This window comes from Arthrobacter silvisoli, from assembly GCF_003369445.1.
Taxonomy (GTDB): Bacteria; Actinomycetota; Actinomycetes; order Actinomycetales; family Micrococcaceae; genus Arthrobacter; species Arthrobacter silvisoli.
The window spans coordinates 1-17,127 of sequence record NZ_QRCU01000068.1 but is presented as its reverse complement, the minus strand read 5'-3'; the positions used below and the strand labels follow the sequence as shown (position 1 = coordinate 17,127).

Genomic DNA, 17,127 nt, shown 5'->3' with positions numbered 1-17,127 from the left:
AGTGTCAGTTGTGGACAAGCAGGCGCGCCGCGAGGTGCCCGAGGAGTGTCCGTGCCAAGGCATCATTCTCCCGGAAAGGCGCGGCGTTCGTGTTGGGTCGGGCAAAGGCTCCGGCGCCCCAGCCGGAGGTCCACGGACCCACAGCGAACAGCCCCGGCTGCGGACTGCCCGCCGGACCCAGCACCTCGAACGAACCGGACACCAGCAGCTTGCCGGTGGAGTGTGGTCCGTCTGCGGTGAGCAGCCGCTGTTCGGTGCCGCGGCCGCTCGCATGCAGCTCTGTCAGGGCCGGGTTCGCCGAACGCTCCACCGACGGCGAAGGCAGCCGCGCCTCGATGTGCGCCGCGGCGTCCACCAGCACGGGCGACTGGAAGGACCCGGCCACGAAACGCCCGGAGGCTTCATCCGGGCGCACCCAGGTCCCGGGCCCGAGGAAGTGCAGCAGCCCGGCGTCGTGCAGGGCGAGCATCTCGCGCAGCCGGTGCGGCGGCGGGCCCGAGTCCACGAAGCTGAAGAATCCGTGCCACCAGCCGTGCACCGCTTGCTGCGAGCGGGAGTTCAGCCGCTCCTGCGGGACGAGCCGGCCGAGCTCCATGTACACCTTGAGCAGCGCCATGAACAGGGCGAGGGTTTCGGAGTGGTCGGGGCTGGTCCGGAGGGCGAGGTCGCGCCGGATGTAGTTCACCACGGCCTGCTGCACGGCATCGTGATCCGGGAAGGCGCAGCCGCTGAAGGGCTGGTCCAGTGCCTCGAGGTCGAGGCGCAGCGCCGGATCCGGGACAGCGCTGGCCGCCAGGTCCTCGCGGGCGTGGCTGTACCAGTCGAGGGCGTCGAAGCGAGCCTCGAAATCGGCCCAGCTGCCGCTCACGCGCTCCGGGTAGGCGAAGAGCTCACGGTAGTAGGCGTGGCCGGCGTCCTTGGCGATCAGCGGCCAAAGGTGGGTGCGGAAATCCAGTTCGTCGTGCGCGGCCAGGAGGGCGCCGACGGCGTCGGCCGTGAAGTAGCGCGGCGCACCGGTGGGCTCGCCGCGGAAGGTCGAGGAGATCTTGGAGTGGAACGGCACCCCGCGCCGCGACCCTGCCCAGATCCGCGGTTCGGCGCCCGAAGGCAGGTAGCGGAGCCCGCCGTCGGGCTGTTCCTCGAAGCGGCCGCCGCGGCCCTCGAACAGCAGCACCAGCAGGTCCACGAATGCCAGGCCCATCCCGGAGACGATCACGTCCTGGCCGGGGCCAATCGGTGAGTAGTCGACGTCGGTGGTGTAGGACGGCGCCGCATGGAAGCCGCCGTGGCGCGCGGCGAACTCCGAGAGGCGTTCGGTCTCGGCGTCCGGCCGCGAGTCGGTGTGGCCGAGCGAATAGACCACCAGGTCCGCCTCCAGCACCGCCCCGGAGGCGAGCCGGATGCGGTGCCGCACGCCGCCGTCGGGAGCGCCGCCGTCGGGCGATTCCCCAACAGCAACGGGCTCGACGGCGGTGGCGGTGTCCCGGTGAACGGTCACCGTGGCGGCAGCGCCAGCCAGCGCGGCGACCGCCCGGCGGAAGAACCACTCCAGGTACTTGCCCTGCAGCTGCCGGGTGGGGAAGCTGGCCGGTCCGAGTGCGCGGAACTGCTCCAGGATGTGCGGCTCGAACGGCGGCACGTCGCGGATGGAGCCGTCCAGCACCCCGGCGGCCCAGCCCGTGAGGCCGGGACCGTCGGCGGCCGGGCCCTCGCAGAGCACCGAACCGTCCGTGAACATCGTGATGTCCCCGGCCATGGAATTCAGCAGCAGCCCCGGGCTCTGGTCATAGCGCCAGATCCTCCCGGAGCCCGGCTCGTGCGGCTCCACCACATGGATGTCCACGCGGCCCGCGAAGAGCGCCGGCCGGTTGGCGGCCAGCCTTTCGAGCACGCCCGCGGTGCGCGGTCCGCCGCCGATGAAGACGATCGCGGGGATGTCTGCGGGCATGTACTCACTCCTGTCGGGAAACGGTGAAAGGCCGCTGGAACAGGCCGGGTAGAACCCGAGCCTAGGGACCATCCATGGCCCCGGTCGAGGAGCTGGTCACGGCCGGTCACCCCGCGTCATGGCGCGTCAAACACGCGTCTCAAGGCGGCTCAAAACGGGGTCAAAAGGCGCAATGAACCAGAGGCATGTGGCGTTCTGTGACAGGCCGTGAAGCCCCGCGAAGCACCGTGAAGAAGTGCAAAAAGCCGCCTTGCAGCGCTTTCCGGGACGCCCCTAGATTGGCAGCCATCCGATAGCCAACACCCAATCCGAAGCGAGGTGGCGCATGAGTTCTACAGCAACCACGGTGGCGCAGTCCGCACCGTCAACTGCAGGCAGGCCGGCGTCCGCCGGCGCCGCGGACACCCCAACAAACACTGAAAAGACGGCGGGACCACCCGCCGTCGACTATTCCGGCTACAAGCTCGTCCCGGCCAAGCACCCCGGCCGCTGGGTGGGCACCGTGTTGGTGGCGCTCGGCCTCGCCGCGGTGCTGTGGTCCCTGGCCACGAATCCGCGCTGGGAGTGGGGCGTGGTGGCGCAGTGGTTCACTGCCCAGTCCGTGGTGAACGGGCTCATCGAAACCCTCAAGCTCACGGCCATCTCGGGTGCGTTCGGCTTCATCCTGGGCTTCGTGCTGGCGCTCATGCGGCTCTCGGCGTCGCCGCTGCTGGTGGGGGTGTCCTGGACGTTCTCCTGGATCTTCCGCTCCACCCCGCTGCTGGTGCAGTTGCTGCTTTGGTACAACCTCGGCTACCTGTACGAGAAGGTCAGCCTCGGCATCCCGTTCACGGACGTCCGCTTCTTCGAGGTCCAGACCACCACGCTCATCAGCCAGTTCGCCGCCGCCGTGTTGGGCCTCACCCTGAACCAGGCCGCCTACTCGGCCGAGATCATCCGCGGCGGCATCCTCTCCGTGGACCAGGGCCAGCTCGAAGCCGCGGCCGCGCTGGGCATCCCGGCCTGGCGCCGCTCCACCCGGATCGTGCTGCCGCAGGCCATGCGCGCCATCCTGCCCACGGCCTTCAACGAGATCATCGGCCTGGTCAAGGGCACGTCGATCGTCTACGTGCTCGCGTACTCGGAGCTGTTCTACACGGTGCAGGTCATCTACAACCGCACCCAGCAGGTGCTGCCGCTGCTGCTCGTGGCCACCCTCTGGTACGTGGTCATTACCTCGGTGCTGAGCGTCTTCCAGTACTACATCGAGCGCCACTACTCCAAGGGCGCCGTCCGGAATCTGCCGCTCACTCCGCTGCAGAAGGTCCGCCGCTTCTTCGCCACCCACGCTGTTAAGGAATCCCGATGAGCACCGCAGTTACTGAAACCCCGACGACGGCGGCTGCGGCTGCCGCTGGAGGCTCGCCTTCCGCTGCTCCCGCCGCGAGCTCGCCTTCCGCGAGCCGCGGCCATGTGGAAATCACCGATGTCCGCAAGAGTTTCGGTGCCACCGACGTCCTCAAGGGCGTCTCGCTGACCGTGCCGCCCGGCGGCGTGGCCGTGATCGTGGGCCCGTCCGGTTCCGGCAAGTCCACCCTGCTGCGCACCATCAACCACCTGGAAAAGGTGGACGACGGTTACATCACCATCGACGGCGAGCTGGTGGGCTACAGGCTCCGCGGCAACAAGCTGCACGAACTGCGCGAAAAGGACATCCTCAAGCAGCGCACGGACATCGGCATGGTGTTCCAGAACTTCAACCTGTTCCCGCACCTGACCGCACTGGAAAACGTCATCGAGGCGCCGATCGTGGCGCTGCGCAAGCCCAAGGAGGAAGCCCGGAAGCGGGCACTGGAACTCCTGGACCGCGTGGGCCTCAAGGACCGTGCGAACGCCTACCCGCGCCAGCTCTCCGGCGGCCAGCAGCAGCGCGTGGCCATCGCCCGGGCGCTCGCCCTCAACCCAAAGATCCTGCTGTTCGACGAGCCCACCTCAGCCCTCGACCCGGAGCTGGTCAACGAGGTCCTGGACGTGATCCGCGAACTCGCCACCTCCGGCACCACCCTGATCATCGTCACGCACGAGATGGGCTTCGCCCGGGACGTCGCGGACACCGTGGTGTTCATGGACGAAGGCCAGATCGTCGAACAGGGCAGCCCGCAGGAGATCTTCAGCAACCCGCGCGAGCCCCGCACCCGCAGCTTCTTCTCCAAAGTCATCGAACCGGCTTTCAACATCTGAGGACCCGCCACCCATGCTTCGCGCCATTTCCCGTACCCGCACCAAAACCAAACTCCTGGCGCTCGCCGTGCTGCCCGCCGTCGTCATTCCGGTCCTGGCCGGCTGCTCCGATCCGGGGGCGTCCGCCAACAGCGGCTCCGGCGGACAGCCGACGGCGGCCCGCAACGGCGTCGTCTACAACACTTCGCCGGAGCAGAACCGCATCCGGGCGCAGAAGGATGCGGCCGCGGCGGCCAAGGTGCCGCAGCTTATCGGCAAGGACGGCAAACTGACCGTTGCCACCACTGCCGGTTCCATCCCGCTGTCCTTCCACGCCACGGATGACAAGACCCCCATCGGCGTCGAAACGGACATCGCCGAGCTCGTGGCCGACCAACTGGGACTCGAGCTGGACCTGCAGGTCACTTCCTGGGAGAACTGGCCGCTGAAGACCCAGTCCGGGGACGTCGAGGCTGTGTTCTCCAACGTGGGCATCAACAAGGACCGTGTGAAGCTGTTCGATTTCTCCAGCTACCGGGCGGCCTTCATGGGCTTCGAAGCCAAGAAGTCCTCGAACTACACCATCAAGGGCGCGGACGACATCTCCGGCCTGAAGGTCTCCGTGGGCTCGGGCACCAACCAGGAGAAGATCCTCCTGGCCTGGAACAAGGAGCTCGAAGCCAAGGGCAAGGCGCCGGCCACCCTGCAGTACTACTCCTCCGAGGCCGACACCATCCTGGCCCTGTCCTCCGGCCGCACGGACCTGAACATCGGCCCGTACCCGTCCACCACCTACCGGGAAAACACCCGGGACGACCTCAAGGTGGTGGGCAAGGTCAACGCCGGCTGGCCCTCCGAAACCCTCGTTGCCGCTACCACCCTCAAGGGCAACGGACTGGCCCCGGCCATCACCGACGCCCTGAACTCGGCCATCAAGGACGGCTCCTACGCCAAGGTGCTGGAACGCTGGGGCCTGTCCGAGGAAGCCCTCCCGGAGTCCAAGACCATCACGGAGGCAAACTTCGCGGCCACGAAGGCCGCTGCGCAGTAAGGAGCGACCGTGTCCATTCTGAGAAAGGCAGACCCCGTGACTCACTCTTCCACCGCCGGTTTCCTCGCGCTGGAGCTCGACGGCGACGGCGCCCACCCCGCCGCCTGGCGCAAGGCCCGGCACACGCCGGACGAGCTCCTGAACGGTGAGCGGATCCGCAGCACCGTCCTCGCGGCTGAGTCCGCCGGCTTCCACGCCGCAACCTTCGCGGACGGGCCTGTTGCGGAGGGCCGCGACGTCGCGGGCCGCCTGAACGCCCTGCAGCGTGCTGCCTTCGCCGGGCCCGTCAGCGGGTCCATCGCGCTGGTCCCCGAAGTCGACACCGTCTACACCGAGCCCTTCCACGCCGCCACGCAGCTGGCGAGCCTGGACTACGTGTCCGGCGGCCGCGGCGGCTGGCTCGTCAAGGCGAGCGGCGACGCCCGGGAGGCTGCCGCCGTCGGGCGTTCCGTCGCAGCCGAAGGCGCCCTGGCACATGAAGCGGCCGCGTCCGTGGAGGTGGGCCGCCGGCTCTGGGATTCCTGGGAGGACGACGCCGTGATCCGCGACGTCCCCACCGGCCGCTACCTGGACGTCGACAAGCTGCACTACGCGGACTACGAGACTCCCGACGGTTTCCCGGGGGAGGCGTACTCCGTGAAGGGGCCTTCCATCATTCCGCGCCCGCTGCAGGGGCAGCTGCCCGTGCTGGCGCCGGCGCGGCTGGTGTCCGTGGACGGCCCGCTGCTGCCGTCCGCCGTGGACGCAGTGCTGGTATCGGCCCCGACGGCGGAGCTCCTCGCCGCGGAAGCTGCCGAGGTGCGCGCCCACCTGGCCGCTGTTGGGGGCGGCCCGGCTGGGGGCGGCCCGGCTGGGCGGGCTCCTGCTGTGATTGCCGAGCTCGACGTCGTCCTGGACTCCCGCGGGCAGGCCGCCGCCGCGCGGCTCGCCGAGCTGGAGGCCTTCACCGCGTGGGAGAGCCCGCGGGCCCGCTTCGTCGGGACCGCCGCGGAACTGGCGGACTTCCTCGCGGAGTTGCTCGCCGTCGTCGACGGCGTGCGGATCCACCCCGCCGTGCTGGACGTGGAGCTGGAGGAACTGGCGCAGCTGGTGCTTCCCGAGCTGCGGCGCCGCGGAGTCTTGCGGCCTGCCGCGTCGGGCGGCGCCTTCCGCGAGCTGCTCGGCCTGGAACGGCCGGAAAACCGCTACACCACCGCGCTTCGTAACACCACGATTGGGGAACCGGCATGAGCCAGGAGAATTCGATTCAGCACGGCCGTGCTACATTCCAGCCGTCCGGCAAGATCCAGTTCGGCGTGTTCTTCCAGGGCGTCAACTCCGGCACCATCTGGAAGACCCCGGAGGCAGGTTCGCAGACGGATTTCGAGTCGTTCCGCAGGATCGCCCAGACCGCCGAGCGCGGCCTGTTCGCCGCCTTCTTCCTGGGCGAGGGCCTGCGCCTGCGCGAGCACCTGGGCCGGCCGCACGCCCTGGATGTGGCGGGCCGTCCGGACGCCCAGACCATGCTCGCCGCGCTCGCCTCGGTGACGCGGAACATCGGCCTCGTGGCCACCCAGAACACCACCTACAACGACCCCGCGGACCTGGCGCACCGCCTGGCCTCCCTGGACCTGCTCTCCGGGGGGCGCGCGGCGTGGAACGTAGTCACCACGGACAACGCCTGGACCGGCGCCAACTTCCGCCGCGGCGGCTACCTGGACCACGCGGACCGCTACGTGCACGCCGAGGCTTTCGTGCAGACGGCCAAGCGGATCTGGGACTCCTGGGAGGACGACGCGGTGGCGGCCTCGACGGCGGACTCCTGGGCCGCGCCCGGACATGTCCGTACAGTCCGCCACGAAGGCCAGCATTACACGGTGGACGTCACGCCGCGCCTGCCGCGCAGCGCCCAGTACCGGCCGGTGCTGTTCCAGGCCGGCGACTCCCCGGAGGGCCGTGACTTCGCAGCCCGCCAGGCGGACGTCATCTTCTCGGCGCACCCGAAGTTCGAAGCCGCGGTGACGTTCCGCGAGGACATCGTGGCCCGGACCCTTGCGGCCGGCCGCGGTGCCAACGACGTGCAGATCTTCCCCGCCAGCGAGTTCATCCTGGCCGCCACCGACGAGGAGGCGCGGGAGAAGAAGGAGTGGGTGCGGAGCCTGCAGATCGGCCCGCAGCAGGCCATCGCGTACCTGGAGCAGTTCTGGGGCCGCGAACTGTCCTCGTTCGATCCCGACGGCCCGCTGCCGGACATCGATCCCGTGGTGGAAACCACGTCCGAGACCCGCGGCAGCGGCTTCCACGGCGCCAAGGCGCGCGAGCTTGCCGAGCAGTGGCGGGCTGAGGCGGCGGAGAACGGCTGGTCCATCCGCCAGTTCGTGAGCTCCCGGACAGCCCGCATCGATTCGACCTTCACCGGCTCCTACAGCTCGGTGGCGGACACCCTGGCCGAATACGCCCGGGTGGGCGCCGTGGACGGCTTCAACATCTCGCCGTGGATCATCCCGAGCGGCCTGGACGACATCGTGAACCACCTGGTTCCCGAACTCCAGGAACGCGGCGTGTACCCCACGGAGTACGCTGGCACGACGTTGCGCGAGAACCTCGGACTCGCGACGCCGGAACGGTCGCCGGAGCTGGTCCCTGCGGTTGCCGGGAGGGTGCGGTGAGCGGGGCTTTGGTGAGTGGCGCTGCGGCGCGCCGGGCTCCTGGGGAGGAGTCCGACGTCGGCGATTCGCTCTGGAGCGAGGAGACGGTGAGGCTCCAGCTCACTGTGTGGGAGCAGTGGCTTTAGGACTTATTGCGTTGAACAATGTGCTGGGCTCCGGCCAAATGAGGCACTTTCTCAAGATGACGCGGATTGCCGGCGAAAGAGAACCAGTGAAACGAAGCTGTCTGCGTAATGCCCACAGCGAGCCACACTCGCCGCTTCCAACCCAACTCGCAGATCGCACAAACAACAAGCGCGAAAGTAATCCGCGAGCAGCCGCAGGACGAAGGGAACTGGTTCCGGTTCCCGCCAAGGGAACCGGAACCAGCCGCAACGGTGGGAAACCTCTATCCCTGCCGCACCGAACCTGAGCGCTTAATCTGGCGCCTGCTCAGGAACCAAGAAGCCACCCAGAGAAGCGCAATGAGTGCCAAGGTCTCCGTGCCATTTGGGGCAAACGGCCCCAGCATGAAGGGCAGGATGAGAGCAAGGAATAACGTCCCCGCAACGGCAAATAATACAGCTGACTTGCGCATGATCATTTCCTCTTTCTTTCCTACGATCCCTACAACGCCATTAGACACCCTTGTAAATCTGCTGGGTACTGTTGCCGTACAGGTAGAACTCGATCCAGGGGCGGTACGTGCTCGTGCAGCCCAGGTTCCATGGGCACTGCTCAAAGGTTCCGGACTGATAGGTTCGCACCTGCCATCCACCGACCGCATTGGCCTGGATGTCACTCGCACCACGATAGTGGAACGTGAAGTCGGTGTAACCGACGGAAGGGAAGTCGCGGTGGCGGCTTGTGACCTTAGTGCCGTCTGCGCACCAATCAACTTGGCGTTTCCAGCCAAACGATTGAGTTGCAAAGCTCCATTTTTGTACTTCGGCAGTCGAGATCCAACACCGTGCAGTTGCTAGGCTAATCGCGAAAGGCGACGCGACCGGGGACTCCTTGACAGGAACAGCAACGGTCTTGACCTCAGAGAACTTCCAGGTCGTGTTCTTCGGATCCAGCTCGCCAAGCCCGGCGCTTGTCAGGACGCCTGACTGCTCAGCAGTTAGCGCCTTCTTTTCGGACACGGCAACAAGAGCCTTCTTGACGTCAAGGGGCAGTGCTTTTCGATTTGTCTTTTGCGCAGCCGAGGCTGGCGTTGCCTTGCTCCAATAGTTCGCATCCAGCACGGCGTCTATGGTTTGGTCTTCGGTCATCTCGCGCGGCGCGGCTGAGGCCGCAGGCACCGCGGTGAGGCATATTCCAACAGCGGCTAAAGCTGCAAACAGAGATTTCAAGCCCTTCAATGTTTCCCCCAATTTCGTGAGTTGTCGACGCAATGGGCGATTCGAAATCCGACACCCCAGCTATCGGAGCCAAACAGAATCCCGGAACGTTAGTCAAGTCACAGAAATTGTTCGCTTTCCTGAGATGGTGCGGTCAGTCCCAAGCCCATAGAAAGCGCCTGCACCGGTTTGCCCTGGGCCCAGGCGCGGACGTCCTCGAAGGCCTCGCCGTAGTAGCGGGAGCAGCTTTCTACGGGGACATACCTGCCGGGTCAGTGTTCTCGGGGCGACGTGTTGCTAATTTACGGGACCGCCACCCGACTGCCCCCAAGATGAGATCCTGGGAACCCTCGCGGGGGGGTCAACGTCGGCGAGGGAAATTTCGTTTACGCGCCGACCCGCCTGCCCGTTGCATCGTTCGAATCCAATGCTGGAGACATATCATCGTCGTTTTCCGGGTCGAATCGCTGGCGTGCGCGCTCCACGCCCGGCAGGTTTTCTGTGATCCACCGCAGGAGGGCCTCAATGAGTTCATTGAGGATGTTCCCCACCGGCGCGATCCAGTATTCGAGCGCGATTGGTCGCGTCGCCAGGACAACCGGGCTCGATAATGCCATTACGTTCAAGCCGGCGCAGCGTCGCCAGCCGGTCCCCTATCACGATGTCGCCTTTTGAGCGAAGCTCTTACAGCGGCCACCTGCGTCACAGCTCCTGGACTGAAAGCCGCCGATGTCCCGAGGCCCCACACAGTTGCCTAAACCGGCGGAAATGAACGTCCTACCCGCGCTCGATGTGTCCCGTTCGTGCGGTGTCGAACCGTTGGGTGCCGAGTACCGCGAGCAGCTTAAGCTTTTCGTCCGCGTCGCTCCTGGGCTCGGCGGTGAGCACGAGCAGGGCCTGTGATTGGTCGTCGGTGAACAGCACCTGGCAGTCGAGTTCGATGGGCCCGAGTTCGGGATGGATGAGCACCTTGTGATCGCTGAAGCGTTGGGCCACTTCGTGCCGCTCCCATAGCTCCCGGAACTCTTCGCTTCGTTTGGCGATTTCGCCCACGAGCTCGGCGGCGCGCGAGCGGGCCCCCATCGCTCCATGGGCCGCACGTAGGCCGGCGACCAGGGCTCGGCTTTGCCGCGGCCGGTCGTGCTCCGGGTAGCGCATGCGTTCGGTCCCGGGGTGGGCAAACCAGCGGTAGCTTTCGTAGCGTTCCCACCCGGTTGCGGCGGAGTGATCACCGAGCAGTGCGCAAGCGATCGAGTTTTGTAGGAGGGTCTGCCCGAGGTTCGATATCACGAGCGCCGGCGTGTCAGCGAGACGGTCGAACACCCGCTGCAGGGCGGGTGCGACGTGCTCGGAGGCGCTGAGCCGATCCGGAACTGCATGCCCGGCGGCCCTGTAGAGGTAGTCGCGCTCATCTGCGCTAAGACGCAGCGCACGGCTCAACGACGCGAGCATCTGGGTGCTTGGCTGCGGTCCGCGCTGCTGTTCCAGACGGGTGTAGTAGTCGGTCGACATCAACGCGAGCTGCGCGACTTCCTCCCGGCGCAAGCCGGCCGCCCTGCGCCGCGGACCAGCCGGCAGGCCGACGTCGCTCGGGCGCAAGGTGTCGCGCCGGCGGCGCAGGAAATCGGAAAGGGCTTGGCGATCCACCACTCCATGGTTCCATGCACCTTCCGAGGGAACCATAGGACTGGCAATCCCCCGATAAGCAGTCTCTGGAAGCCGCAGGACCCAAGCCGAAGACTCGAGATATGCGAATTAACGAAAACACCATCTTCATTCCCGGAGCGACCAGCGGCATTGGACTTGCCCTCGCAAAACGCTTGCACGATGCAGGCAATACAGTCATCGTTGGCGGACGACGCGCCGAGCTGCTCGACGAGATCACCAAACTCCATCCCGGCCTCGACACCGTCCAGATCGACACGGCGGACGCCGCAAGCATCGCATCCGCGGCACAGCACGTCATCGCCCGCCACCCCGATCTCAACGTCCTGGTAACCATGGCGGGCATCATGCGCGTTGAGGACTGGACCAGCCCCACAGGGTTTCTCGGGACCGCGGAGGAGGTGGTCACCACGAACCTCCTTGGCCCCATCCGCCTTATCGGCGCGTTCATCGAACACCTGCGCGCTCAACCGGACGCGACGATCATGACCGTTTCCTCCGGCCTGGCGTTCGCGCCGCTGCGGGTGACACCCACCTACAACGCGAGCAAGGCGGCGGTTCATATGCTCAGCGAGTCCATCAGGCTGCAGCTGGCAGACACGACCGTGCGGGTGATCGAACTCCAGCCCCCGGCCGTCCGCACCGGACTGCTCCCAGGCCAAGAAACCAGCTCCTTCGCGATGCCGCTGGACGAGTTCGTCGACGAGGTCATGACGATCCTCGCCGAACAGCCGCACGCCACCGAGATCCAAGTCGAGAACGTCAAATTCCTGCGCTACGGCGAAGCCCGCGGCGACTACGAACACGTCGTGGCGACACTCAACCAGCTCGACCCCCATACCAGGGCATAAGCGACCGGACCGCTCGCATCGATTTGCTGGGCGGCCTGAGGGCTCACTTGTGGTGGATTGTTTTGCGATGCCGCCACACGTGAGCCCTCAAATCTTTTCCTGCGGTTACTTCTTGATGAAGTCCAGGATGTCTTGGCCCAACTGCTTCTGGAAGTCGCCGTAAATGCCGTGCGGTGCACCCGCATACACCTTCAGCTCGCCGTAGCGCACAAGCTCGGCGCTCTTGAGGGCGGCGGCTTTGATCGGCACAATCTGGTCGTCGTCGCCGTGCGCAATCATGATGGGCACGTCAAGTGCCTGCAGATCGCTGGTGAAGTCCGTTTCGGAGAAGGCAGCAACGCATTCGTACGCGGCGTGAAGGCCGGTGAGCATGCCCTGACGCCAGAAGTCGTCCCGTGCCCCCTGGGAGACGGCGGAACCCTCACGGTTCGCACCGAAGAACGGCACGGTGAGGTCCTGGTAGAACTGCGAGCGGTCCTTCAGCACGCTATCCCGGATGCCGTCGAAGGCCTCGATGGGAGTGCCCTCCGGGTTCGACTCGGACTGCACCATGACGGGAGGCACTGCCCCTACGGTGATGACCTTCGCTACCCGGCCTGCGCCGTGCTGCGCGGCGTAGCGGACTACTTCGCCACCGCCGGTGGAGTGACCGATCACCACCAGATCCTGCAGGTCCAGCTGTTCCACCAGTTCGGCGAGATCCCGTGCGTAAGTGTCCATGTCGTTGCCCGTCCACGGCTGCGAGGAGCGGCCGTGGCCGCGGCGGTCGTGGGCGATGGCGCGGTAGCCGTGATCGGCCAGCAGCTTCAGCTCTACCTGCCAGGCATCCGAGCTGAGCGGCCAGCCGTGGCTGAGGATCACCGGGCGGCCCATGGTCGGCCCCTGCTCCGTGTAGTAGATCCGGGTGCCGTCCGTGGTGGTGATGAAAGGCATGATTCTCTCTTTCAGTGGGAGGGTTTGGTGGCGATTTGCCTGAGGGGCACAGCGCTGGGACCCTCGGATGGTGGTGACGACTTCCATTCGACCTGAGCTTTCCCCGCCCGCACCACGAAGGAACCACGCAGAACTGCGGCTGCGTTCCTGCGTGCCTGTCAGCCCAGTGCACGCATGAGTCCTGCCGGGCACCTTGGCACGCTGCTGCGCAGGCACCGCCGCGCTGGAGACTTGACGCTCGAAGCCCTCTCCGAGCGATCGGGGATCAGCGACCGCACCATCAGCGACATAGAGCGTGGCGTGAGCCGCGGCCCGCAACACCGCACCATGCTGGCCCTGGCCGATGCGCTCGGGTTGCAGGGGACGGCGCGGGAGCAGCTGCTCGAGGCTGCCCGGGCCGGGCGGCAGCCAGCATCGCAGAATGAGCCGCCCATGGATCCAGAACCGCACCGGCTCGCCGACTTTACAGGCCGGGACGCCGAGATCGCCGCCGTCGTAGCTCATCTGGTTGCCGGCGGGGCCGCCCGCGCCACCGCTGCGCCGGTGGTGCTCTGCGGTGCGCCGGGCGTAGGCAAGACGTCGATCGCCGTCGAAGCCTTGCACCGCTGTGCGCCCGCGAAGCCGAGGCGGCTTTTTGTCGACCTGGGAGGGCTCGACGTCGTTCCCCTGTCTCCGCTGCAGGTGCTGCAGTCGCTGCTGAGGCAGCTCACCGGGGACGCCGATGTGCCGCGCTCGCTCGGTGAGGCCGCTGCGGCCTGGCGGTCCGCGATTGCCGCTGCTCCCGCCGCGGTGTTGCTTGATGACGCCGCGAATGAGGCGCAGATCCGGCCGGTGCTCTCGCCAGGCTGGCAGGGTGCGGTGGTGGTGACCTCGCGCCGCGAACTGGCAGGACTGGAGGGGGCGCGCCGGCTCGCAGTCGGGCACCTGCCCCGGGCCGAAAGTGTGGCACTGCTGGAGCGGATCGTGCTTCCCTCTCAACGGGGCACGGGCAACCTCGAAGAACTCGCCCACTATTGCAACGACATTCCGCTGGCGCTCCGCATCGCCGGCAACCGCCTGGCCAGCCGGCCGGGCTGGACGATCGAGGATCTGGTGCGGCGGCTGCGCATCGAGGAACGCCGGCTCGGCGTCCTGGTTGCCGGTGATCTGGCCGTTGAATCGGCGTTCGCCCTTTCTTACGGGCAGCTGGACGGCGACGGACGGAAGCTGTTCCGCCGGCTTTCGCTGCTGGACGGAAGCTCCTTCGGAGCGCGGGTGGCGGGCACCGTCGTCGGGCTCGATGAAGGTGGGGCACAAGACCTCCTTGACGGGCTCGTGGGCCTGGGCCTCGTGGAATCCCTGCACGGAGACCATTACCGGCTGCATGATCTCCTGAGGCTCTTCGCCGCATCGCGGCTCCGTTCCGAAGAGACGTCCGAGGCTGTCGCCGAACACCGCCGTCACCTCCGCGAGTGGCTGCTCAAGGCGACGATCGCCGCTGGATCCTGCTTCGAGCCGCGGCGTCGGGACGCGGAGGCGCTGCCCGGCACTGCCCCCGGGTTCCCGTCGGATGATGCCGCGCGCCGCTGGCTCATCGCCGAAGCAGACCACTGGTACTCCGCTTACCGGGCAGCAGCAGCCCGGGCGGACCATTCCACAGTGCTGGCGGTGGCTGACTCCTTGCACTGGTTCTCGGACCTGTGGCTCGCGTGGGGCCGGTGGCATGAGCTGTTTGCCGTCTCGGCGGCGGCTGCGGCTTCCCTTGCAGATCCGTTGCAGCAGGCGCGGCACCTTGGATACCTCGCCTGGGCACAGCTCACTGAGTCGTTCGATCCGGCGGCAGCGCGGACGACGGCGGAGGCCGCCCTTGGTGCCGCGCGGGAGGCGGGCGACGCGCAGCAGTGCGGTTGGGCAGGGTTCTATCTCGCGTGGAGTTCGTTGAGACTTGGGGACCTTGATACGGCCACACGCCGGGCGGACGCCGCAGCATCCGATTTTGCCGCCGCCGGGGACGTCGAAGGGCAGCTGCAGGCACGTTCGATCAGAACAGACATCCGAAGCAAAGGGGACCCCGAGGCGGCGATCAGCGAATACCGCGAACTGGTCGATTTTGTGCGGCAGTCCGGCGACCGGCTCCCGCGCAACATCCGCGTAGTGACGGAAACCAATGCGCATGCCATCATCGCTTCAACCCTGCTGGGCCTGGGCGATTTCGAGGACGCGGTGGCGGCCGCTTCCGATGCGCTGAGCGCCGGGACCCCCGGTGAATTTCCCAGCGGGCAAGCGGCTGCGCACCGGCACCGGGGCCTGGCAGCCCTTGCCCTCGGCCGGTACGAAGCAGCGCGGGCCGACCTCGTGGATGCGCTCGCGCTGGGAACCGGCACGCGGCCCGAGGTGTGGCTCGACGAGGTGCGTGAGGCGCTTGCATCGGTTATGCCCGGCGCGGGGGAGGCAGGGGTTTCCTAAAGTTGGCGCAGCGAATGTCGTTGACGGACAGCCCCGCACACGCGGCACATGGGGGCATATTGACTGCCCATGGCCGGAGGAATAACTTCTGCGTTAACGGGGGCGAGTCGCCCCGTTTTCACGGAATAAGGCGCCGGCAACTCCCACGGCGAGGCACCCGGTGGGCCTGTGATGAGCGATGGCGGGAATGAAAAGTCTGTAGGGAGGAAAACCATGCCGAAGTATCTGTTTGAAGCAACCTACGTGGGCCAGGGAATCAAGGGGCTCATGGAAGAGGGCGGCACCAAGCGGCGTGAGGCGCTGAAGGAGGCCCTTGCGTCGGTAGGAGGATCGCTGGAGAGCTTCTACTACGCATTCGGTTACTACGACGTCCTCGGTGTTTTCGAAGCGCCGGACGATGCCAGTGCTGCGGCATTGTCGCTGCTGGTCAATTCGTCGGGGAGCGTCAACGTCCGCCTGAAGCCACTCCTCACGGTGGAAGACATCGACGAAGCCGCCAAGAAGACCCCGTCCTACCGGGCCCCGGGACAGTAGGGCAGCATCCAGTATCAGAGCACGCGCACCGGCTTGCCCTGCGCCCACGCCCGGACGTCCTCGAAGGCTTCGCCGTAGTAGCGTGTGTAGCTTTCGGCGGTGACGTACCCGAGGTGCGGGGTCAGCATGGTGCGCGGCGCATCCAGGAGCGGGTGGTCCGCGGGGAGGGGCTCGACGTCGTACACGTCCAGGGCGGCGCCGCCCAGCCAGCCTTCGTTCAGTCCGCGGAGCAGGGCGTCTCCGTCGACGAGCGGCCCGCGGGCCGTGTTCACCAGGATCCCGTCCGGGCCGAGCAGCCGCAGTTCCTCCTCGCCGACCACGCCGCGGGAGCGGTCGGAGAGCCGCACGTGGACGCTTACGACGTCGGCCTCCCGGAAGAGCGCGTCCTTGCTCACCTTGCGGACGCCCGCCGCAGCCGCGGTTTCCTCGCGCAGGTTGGGGCTCCAGGCAATCACGTCCATGCCGAAGGCCTGCGCGTAGCCCGCAACTTTGGTGCCGATTTTGCCCAGGCCGAGAATACCGAGGGTCTTGCCGGCAAGCTCGAAACCGACGGTGCTCTGCAGGCGGCCCGCGCGCATGGCGTTGCCCTCGAACTGCAGGTTCCGTGCGGCGGCCAGCACCAGCGCCCACGTCATTTCAGGTGCCGCGGTAGGGGAGCCGCCGGTGCCGCAGACTGTGACGCCCAGTTCATGGGCGGTTTCGATGTCGATCGACGAGTTGGCCATGCCGGTGGTGACCAGCAGTTTCAGCTTGGGTAGCTGGTGGAGTCGGGCGGCGGTGAAGGCCGTGCGTTCGCGCATCGCGACGACGATGCTGAAATCCCGGAGCGCCTGGACCAGGTCTTCTTCGTCCTCGAAGGGCTCACTGAAGACGGTGACGTCGATGCCGTTGGCGGCGAGCTGGTCCCAGGGGGCGTAGTCGTAGGCGACACCCTGGTAGTCATCGAGGATGGCGAGGCGCTGGCGCATGGTGCTCCTTTGGGGAGGGTTCGTCCTTGGTGACTACGATATGCGGGTTGGGAGGGCAGCGGTGGGACCGCCGGTGGGCGGGCTGCATAATTGCTCGAGCTAACAGAAACGCGGTGGTTGCGTCTGAAACGGAGCAGACTCCCCATGACATATGCGCTGTTACCGGGCGAATGGATTGGCTTCTGCGCGGCGGAGAGCGTTCCTGGACACGCCCTGGCCACGGGCGACACCCGGGAAGGTCCCGCCGTAGCAATGGGCCTCACGAACGGCAGGACGGTCATGCATTGAGTGCGCAATCTTTCAAGGAAACTTGCCTGGGCAAGGGGTCCTGCGGTTGATAGGTTGTTCCTCACTAACGCTGAGTCACGTCAAGCAGCGTGGACGAATTACTTGGGGGAGAACATGGCCCGTGTGCCTTTCACGCATGACGACTACGCGCAAATGCTGAAATCGCAAATCAAACTGCTAACCACTGCGTCGTGAGTATGTCAACTCTATTTGGCCCCGGTAGGACGGTTATTTCTGGCCCCGGGGCTTCTCACGGCATCCTGTTCCCGGGCTAC

Annotated in this window: 15 protein-coding genes; 8 read left to right on the top strand and 7 right to left on the bottom strand. The window is 66.6% G+C overall.

Annotated features, from left to right (window positions below):
- Positions 1-4 precede the first annotated feature (4 nt).
- Entirely contained in the window at positions 5-1,948 is a 1,944-nt protein-coding gene (locus tag DWV11_RS15460) for an FAD/NAD(P)-binding protein (protein ID WP_115789810.1), read from the bottom strand.
- Positions 1,949-2,273: 325 nt separating this feature from the next.
- Here DWV11_RS15460 and DWV11_RS15455 point away from each other — a divergent pair, with 325 nt between their 5' ends.
- From DWV11_RS15455 to DWV11_RS15435, 5 genes are read left to right on the top strand one after another with little or no spacing between them, the layout of a single operon-like run.
- The gene (locus DWV11_RS15455; protein WP_115789809.1) at positions 2,274-3,296 is read left to right on the top strand and encodes an amino acid ABC transporter permease; all 1,023 of its coding nucleotides are present in this window, start codon (positions 2,274-2,276) and stop codon (positions 3,294-3,296) included.
- Entirely contained in the window at positions 3,293-4,168 is an 876-nt protein-coding gene (locus DWV11_RS15450) for an amino acid ABC transporter ATP-binding protein (protein ID WP_245953705.1), read from the top strand. The genes DWV11_RS15455 and DWV11_RS15450 overlap by 4 nt, the downstream gene beginning before the upstream one ends.
- Before the next feature lie 13 nt (positions 4,169-4,181).
- A complete protein-coding gene (locus DWV11_RS15445) occupies positions 4,182-5,198 on the top strand; it encodes an ABC transporter substrate-binding protein (RefSeq protein WP_115789808.1) in 1,017 nt (338 codons plus the stop codon).
- 36 nt (positions 5,199-5,234) lie between these two features.
- Positions 5,235-6,428 (top strand): LLM class flavin-dependent oxidoreductase, encoded by a 1,194-nt coding sequence (locus DWV11_RS15440; RefSeq protein WP_115789807.1) that lies wholly within the window; start codon positions 5,235-5,237, stop codon positions 6,426-6,428.
- A complete protein-coding gene (locus tag DWV11_RS15435; RefSeq protein WP_115789806.1) occupies positions 6,425-7,846 on the top strand; it encodes an NtaA/DmoA family FMN-dependent monooxygenase in 1,422 nt (473 codons plus the stop codon). Before DWV11_RS15440 ends, DWV11_RS15435 begins: the two co-directional genes overlap by 4 nt.
- A gap of 388 nt (positions 7,847-8,234) precedes the next feature.
- Here DWV11_RS15435 and DWV11_RS15430 read toward each other — a convergent pair whose 3' ends face one another.
- The 4 genes from DWV11_RS15430 to DWV11_RS15415 all read right to left on the bottom strand — a co-directional run bounded on the left by DWV11_RS15430 (position 8,235) and on the right by DWV11_RS15415 (position 10,815).
- A complete protein-coding gene (locus DWV11_RS15430) occupies positions 8,235-8,429 on the bottom strand; it encodes a hypothetical protein (protein WP_074587266.1) in 195 nt (64 codons plus the stop codon).
- A gap of 34 nt (positions 8,430-8,463) precedes the next feature.
- Positions 8,464-9,180 (bottom strand): hypothetical protein, encoded by a 717-nt coding sequence (locus DWV11_RS15425; RefSeq protein WP_136017920.1) that lies wholly within the window; start codon positions 9,178-9,180, stop codon positions 8,464-8,466.
- A 374-nt stretch (positions 9,181-9,554) separates the two neighbouring features.
- Entirely contained in the window at positions 9,555-9,794 is a 240-nt protein-coding gene (locus tag DWV11_RS15420) for a hypothetical protein (RefSeq protein ID WP_210725768.1), read from the bottom strand.
- A gap of 151 nt (positions 9,795-9,945) precedes the next feature.
- Entirely contained in the window at positions 9,946-10,815 is an 870-nt protein-coding gene (locus DWV11_RS15415) for a helix-turn-helix transcriptional regulator (protein ID WP_115789829.1), read from the bottom strand.
- 101 nt (positions 10,816-10,916) lie between these two features.
- Here DWV11_RS15415 and DWV11_RS15410 point away from each other — a divergent pair, with 101 nt between their 5' ends.
- Positions 10,917-11,684 (top strand): SDR family oxidoreductase, encoded by a 768-nt coding sequence (locus tag DWV11_RS15410; RefSeq protein ID WP_115789804.1) that lies wholly within the window; start codon positions 10,917-10,919, stop codon positions 11,682-11,684.
- A 105-nt stretch (positions 11,685-11,789) separates the two neighbouring features.
- Here DWV11_RS15410 and DWV11_RS15405 read toward each other — a convergent pair whose 3' ends face one another.
- Entirely contained in the window at positions 11,790-12,617 is an 828-nt protein-coding gene (locus DWV11_RS15405) for an alpha/beta fold hydrolase (RefSeq protein ID WP_115789803.1), read from the bottom strand.
- A 174-nt stretch (positions 12,618-12,791) separates the two neighbouring features.
- Between DWV11_RS15405 and DWV11_RS15400 the strand changes: the two genes are divergently transcribed.
- Together DWV11_RS15400 and DWV11_RS15395 are read left to right on the top strand one after the other, a co-directional pair.
- Entirely contained in the window at positions 12,792-15,062 is a 2,271-nt protein-coding gene (locus DWV11_RS15400; protein ID WP_115789802.1) for a helix-turn-helix domain-containing protein, read from the top strand.
- A gap of 213 nt (positions 15,063-15,275) precedes the next feature.
- Complete coding sequence (locus tag DWV11_RS15395; protein ID WP_115789801.1) at positions 15,276-15,596, top strand: GYD domain-containing protein; 321 nt, start codon at positions 15,276-15,278, stop codon at positions 15,594-15,596.
- 14 nt (positions 15,597-15,610) lie between these two features.
- Here DWV11_RS15395 and DWV11_RS15390 read toward each other — a convergent pair whose 3' ends face one another.
- Positions 15,611-16,564, bottom strand: coding sequence for a D-2-hydroxyacid dehydrogenase family protein (locus tag DWV11_RS15390; RefSeq protein ID WP_115789800.1), 954 nt, complete (start codon positions 16,562-16,564; stop codon positions 15,611-15,613).
- Positions 16,565-17,127: the final 563 nt, after the last annotated feature.

Coding starts and splice junctions, on each gene's coding strand:
- DWV11_RS15460 (WP_115789810.1), bottom strand. CDS start 1,948: ATGCCCGCAGACATCCCCGCGATCGTCTTCATCGGCGGCGGACCGCGC.
- DWV11_RS15455 (WP_115789809.1), top strand. CDS start 2,274: ATGAGTTCTACAGCAACCACGGTGGCGCAGTCCGCACCGTCAACTGCA.
- DWV11_RS15450 (WP_245953705.1), top strand. CDS start 3,293: ATGAGCACCGCAGTTACTGAAACCCCGACGACGGCGGCTGCGGCTGCC.
- DWV11_RS15445 (WP_115789808.1), top strand. CDS start 4,182: ATGCTTCGCGCCATTTCCCGTACCCGCACCAAAACCAAACTCCTGGCG.
- DWV11_RS15435 (WP_115789806.1), top strand. CDS start 6,425: ATGAGCCAGGAGAATTCGATTCAGCACGGCCGTGCTACATTCCAGCCG.
- DWV11_RS15430 (WP_074587266.1), bottom strand. CDS start 8,429: ATGATCATGCGCAAGTCAGCTGTATTATTTGCCGTTGCGGGGACGTTA.
- DWV11_RS15410 (WP_115789804.1), top strand. CDS start 10,917: ATGCGAATTAACGAAAACACCATCTTCATTCCCGGAGCGACCAGCGGC.
- DWV11_RS15405 (WP_115789803.1), bottom strand. CDS start 12,617: ATGCCTTTCATCACCACCACGGACGGCACCCGGATCTACTACACGGAG.
- DWV11_RS15400 (WP_115789802.1), top strand. CDS start 12,792: ATGAGTCCTGCCGGGCACCTTGGCACGCTGCTGCGCAGGCACCGCCGC.
- DWV11_RS15395 (WP_115789801.1), top strand. CDS start 15,276: ATGCCGAAGTATCTGTTTGAAGCAACCTACGTGGGCCAGGGAATCAAG.
- DWV11_RS15390 (WP_115789800.1), bottom strand. CDS start 16,564: ATGCGCCAGCGCCTCGCCATCCTCGATGACTACCAGGGTGTCGCCTAC.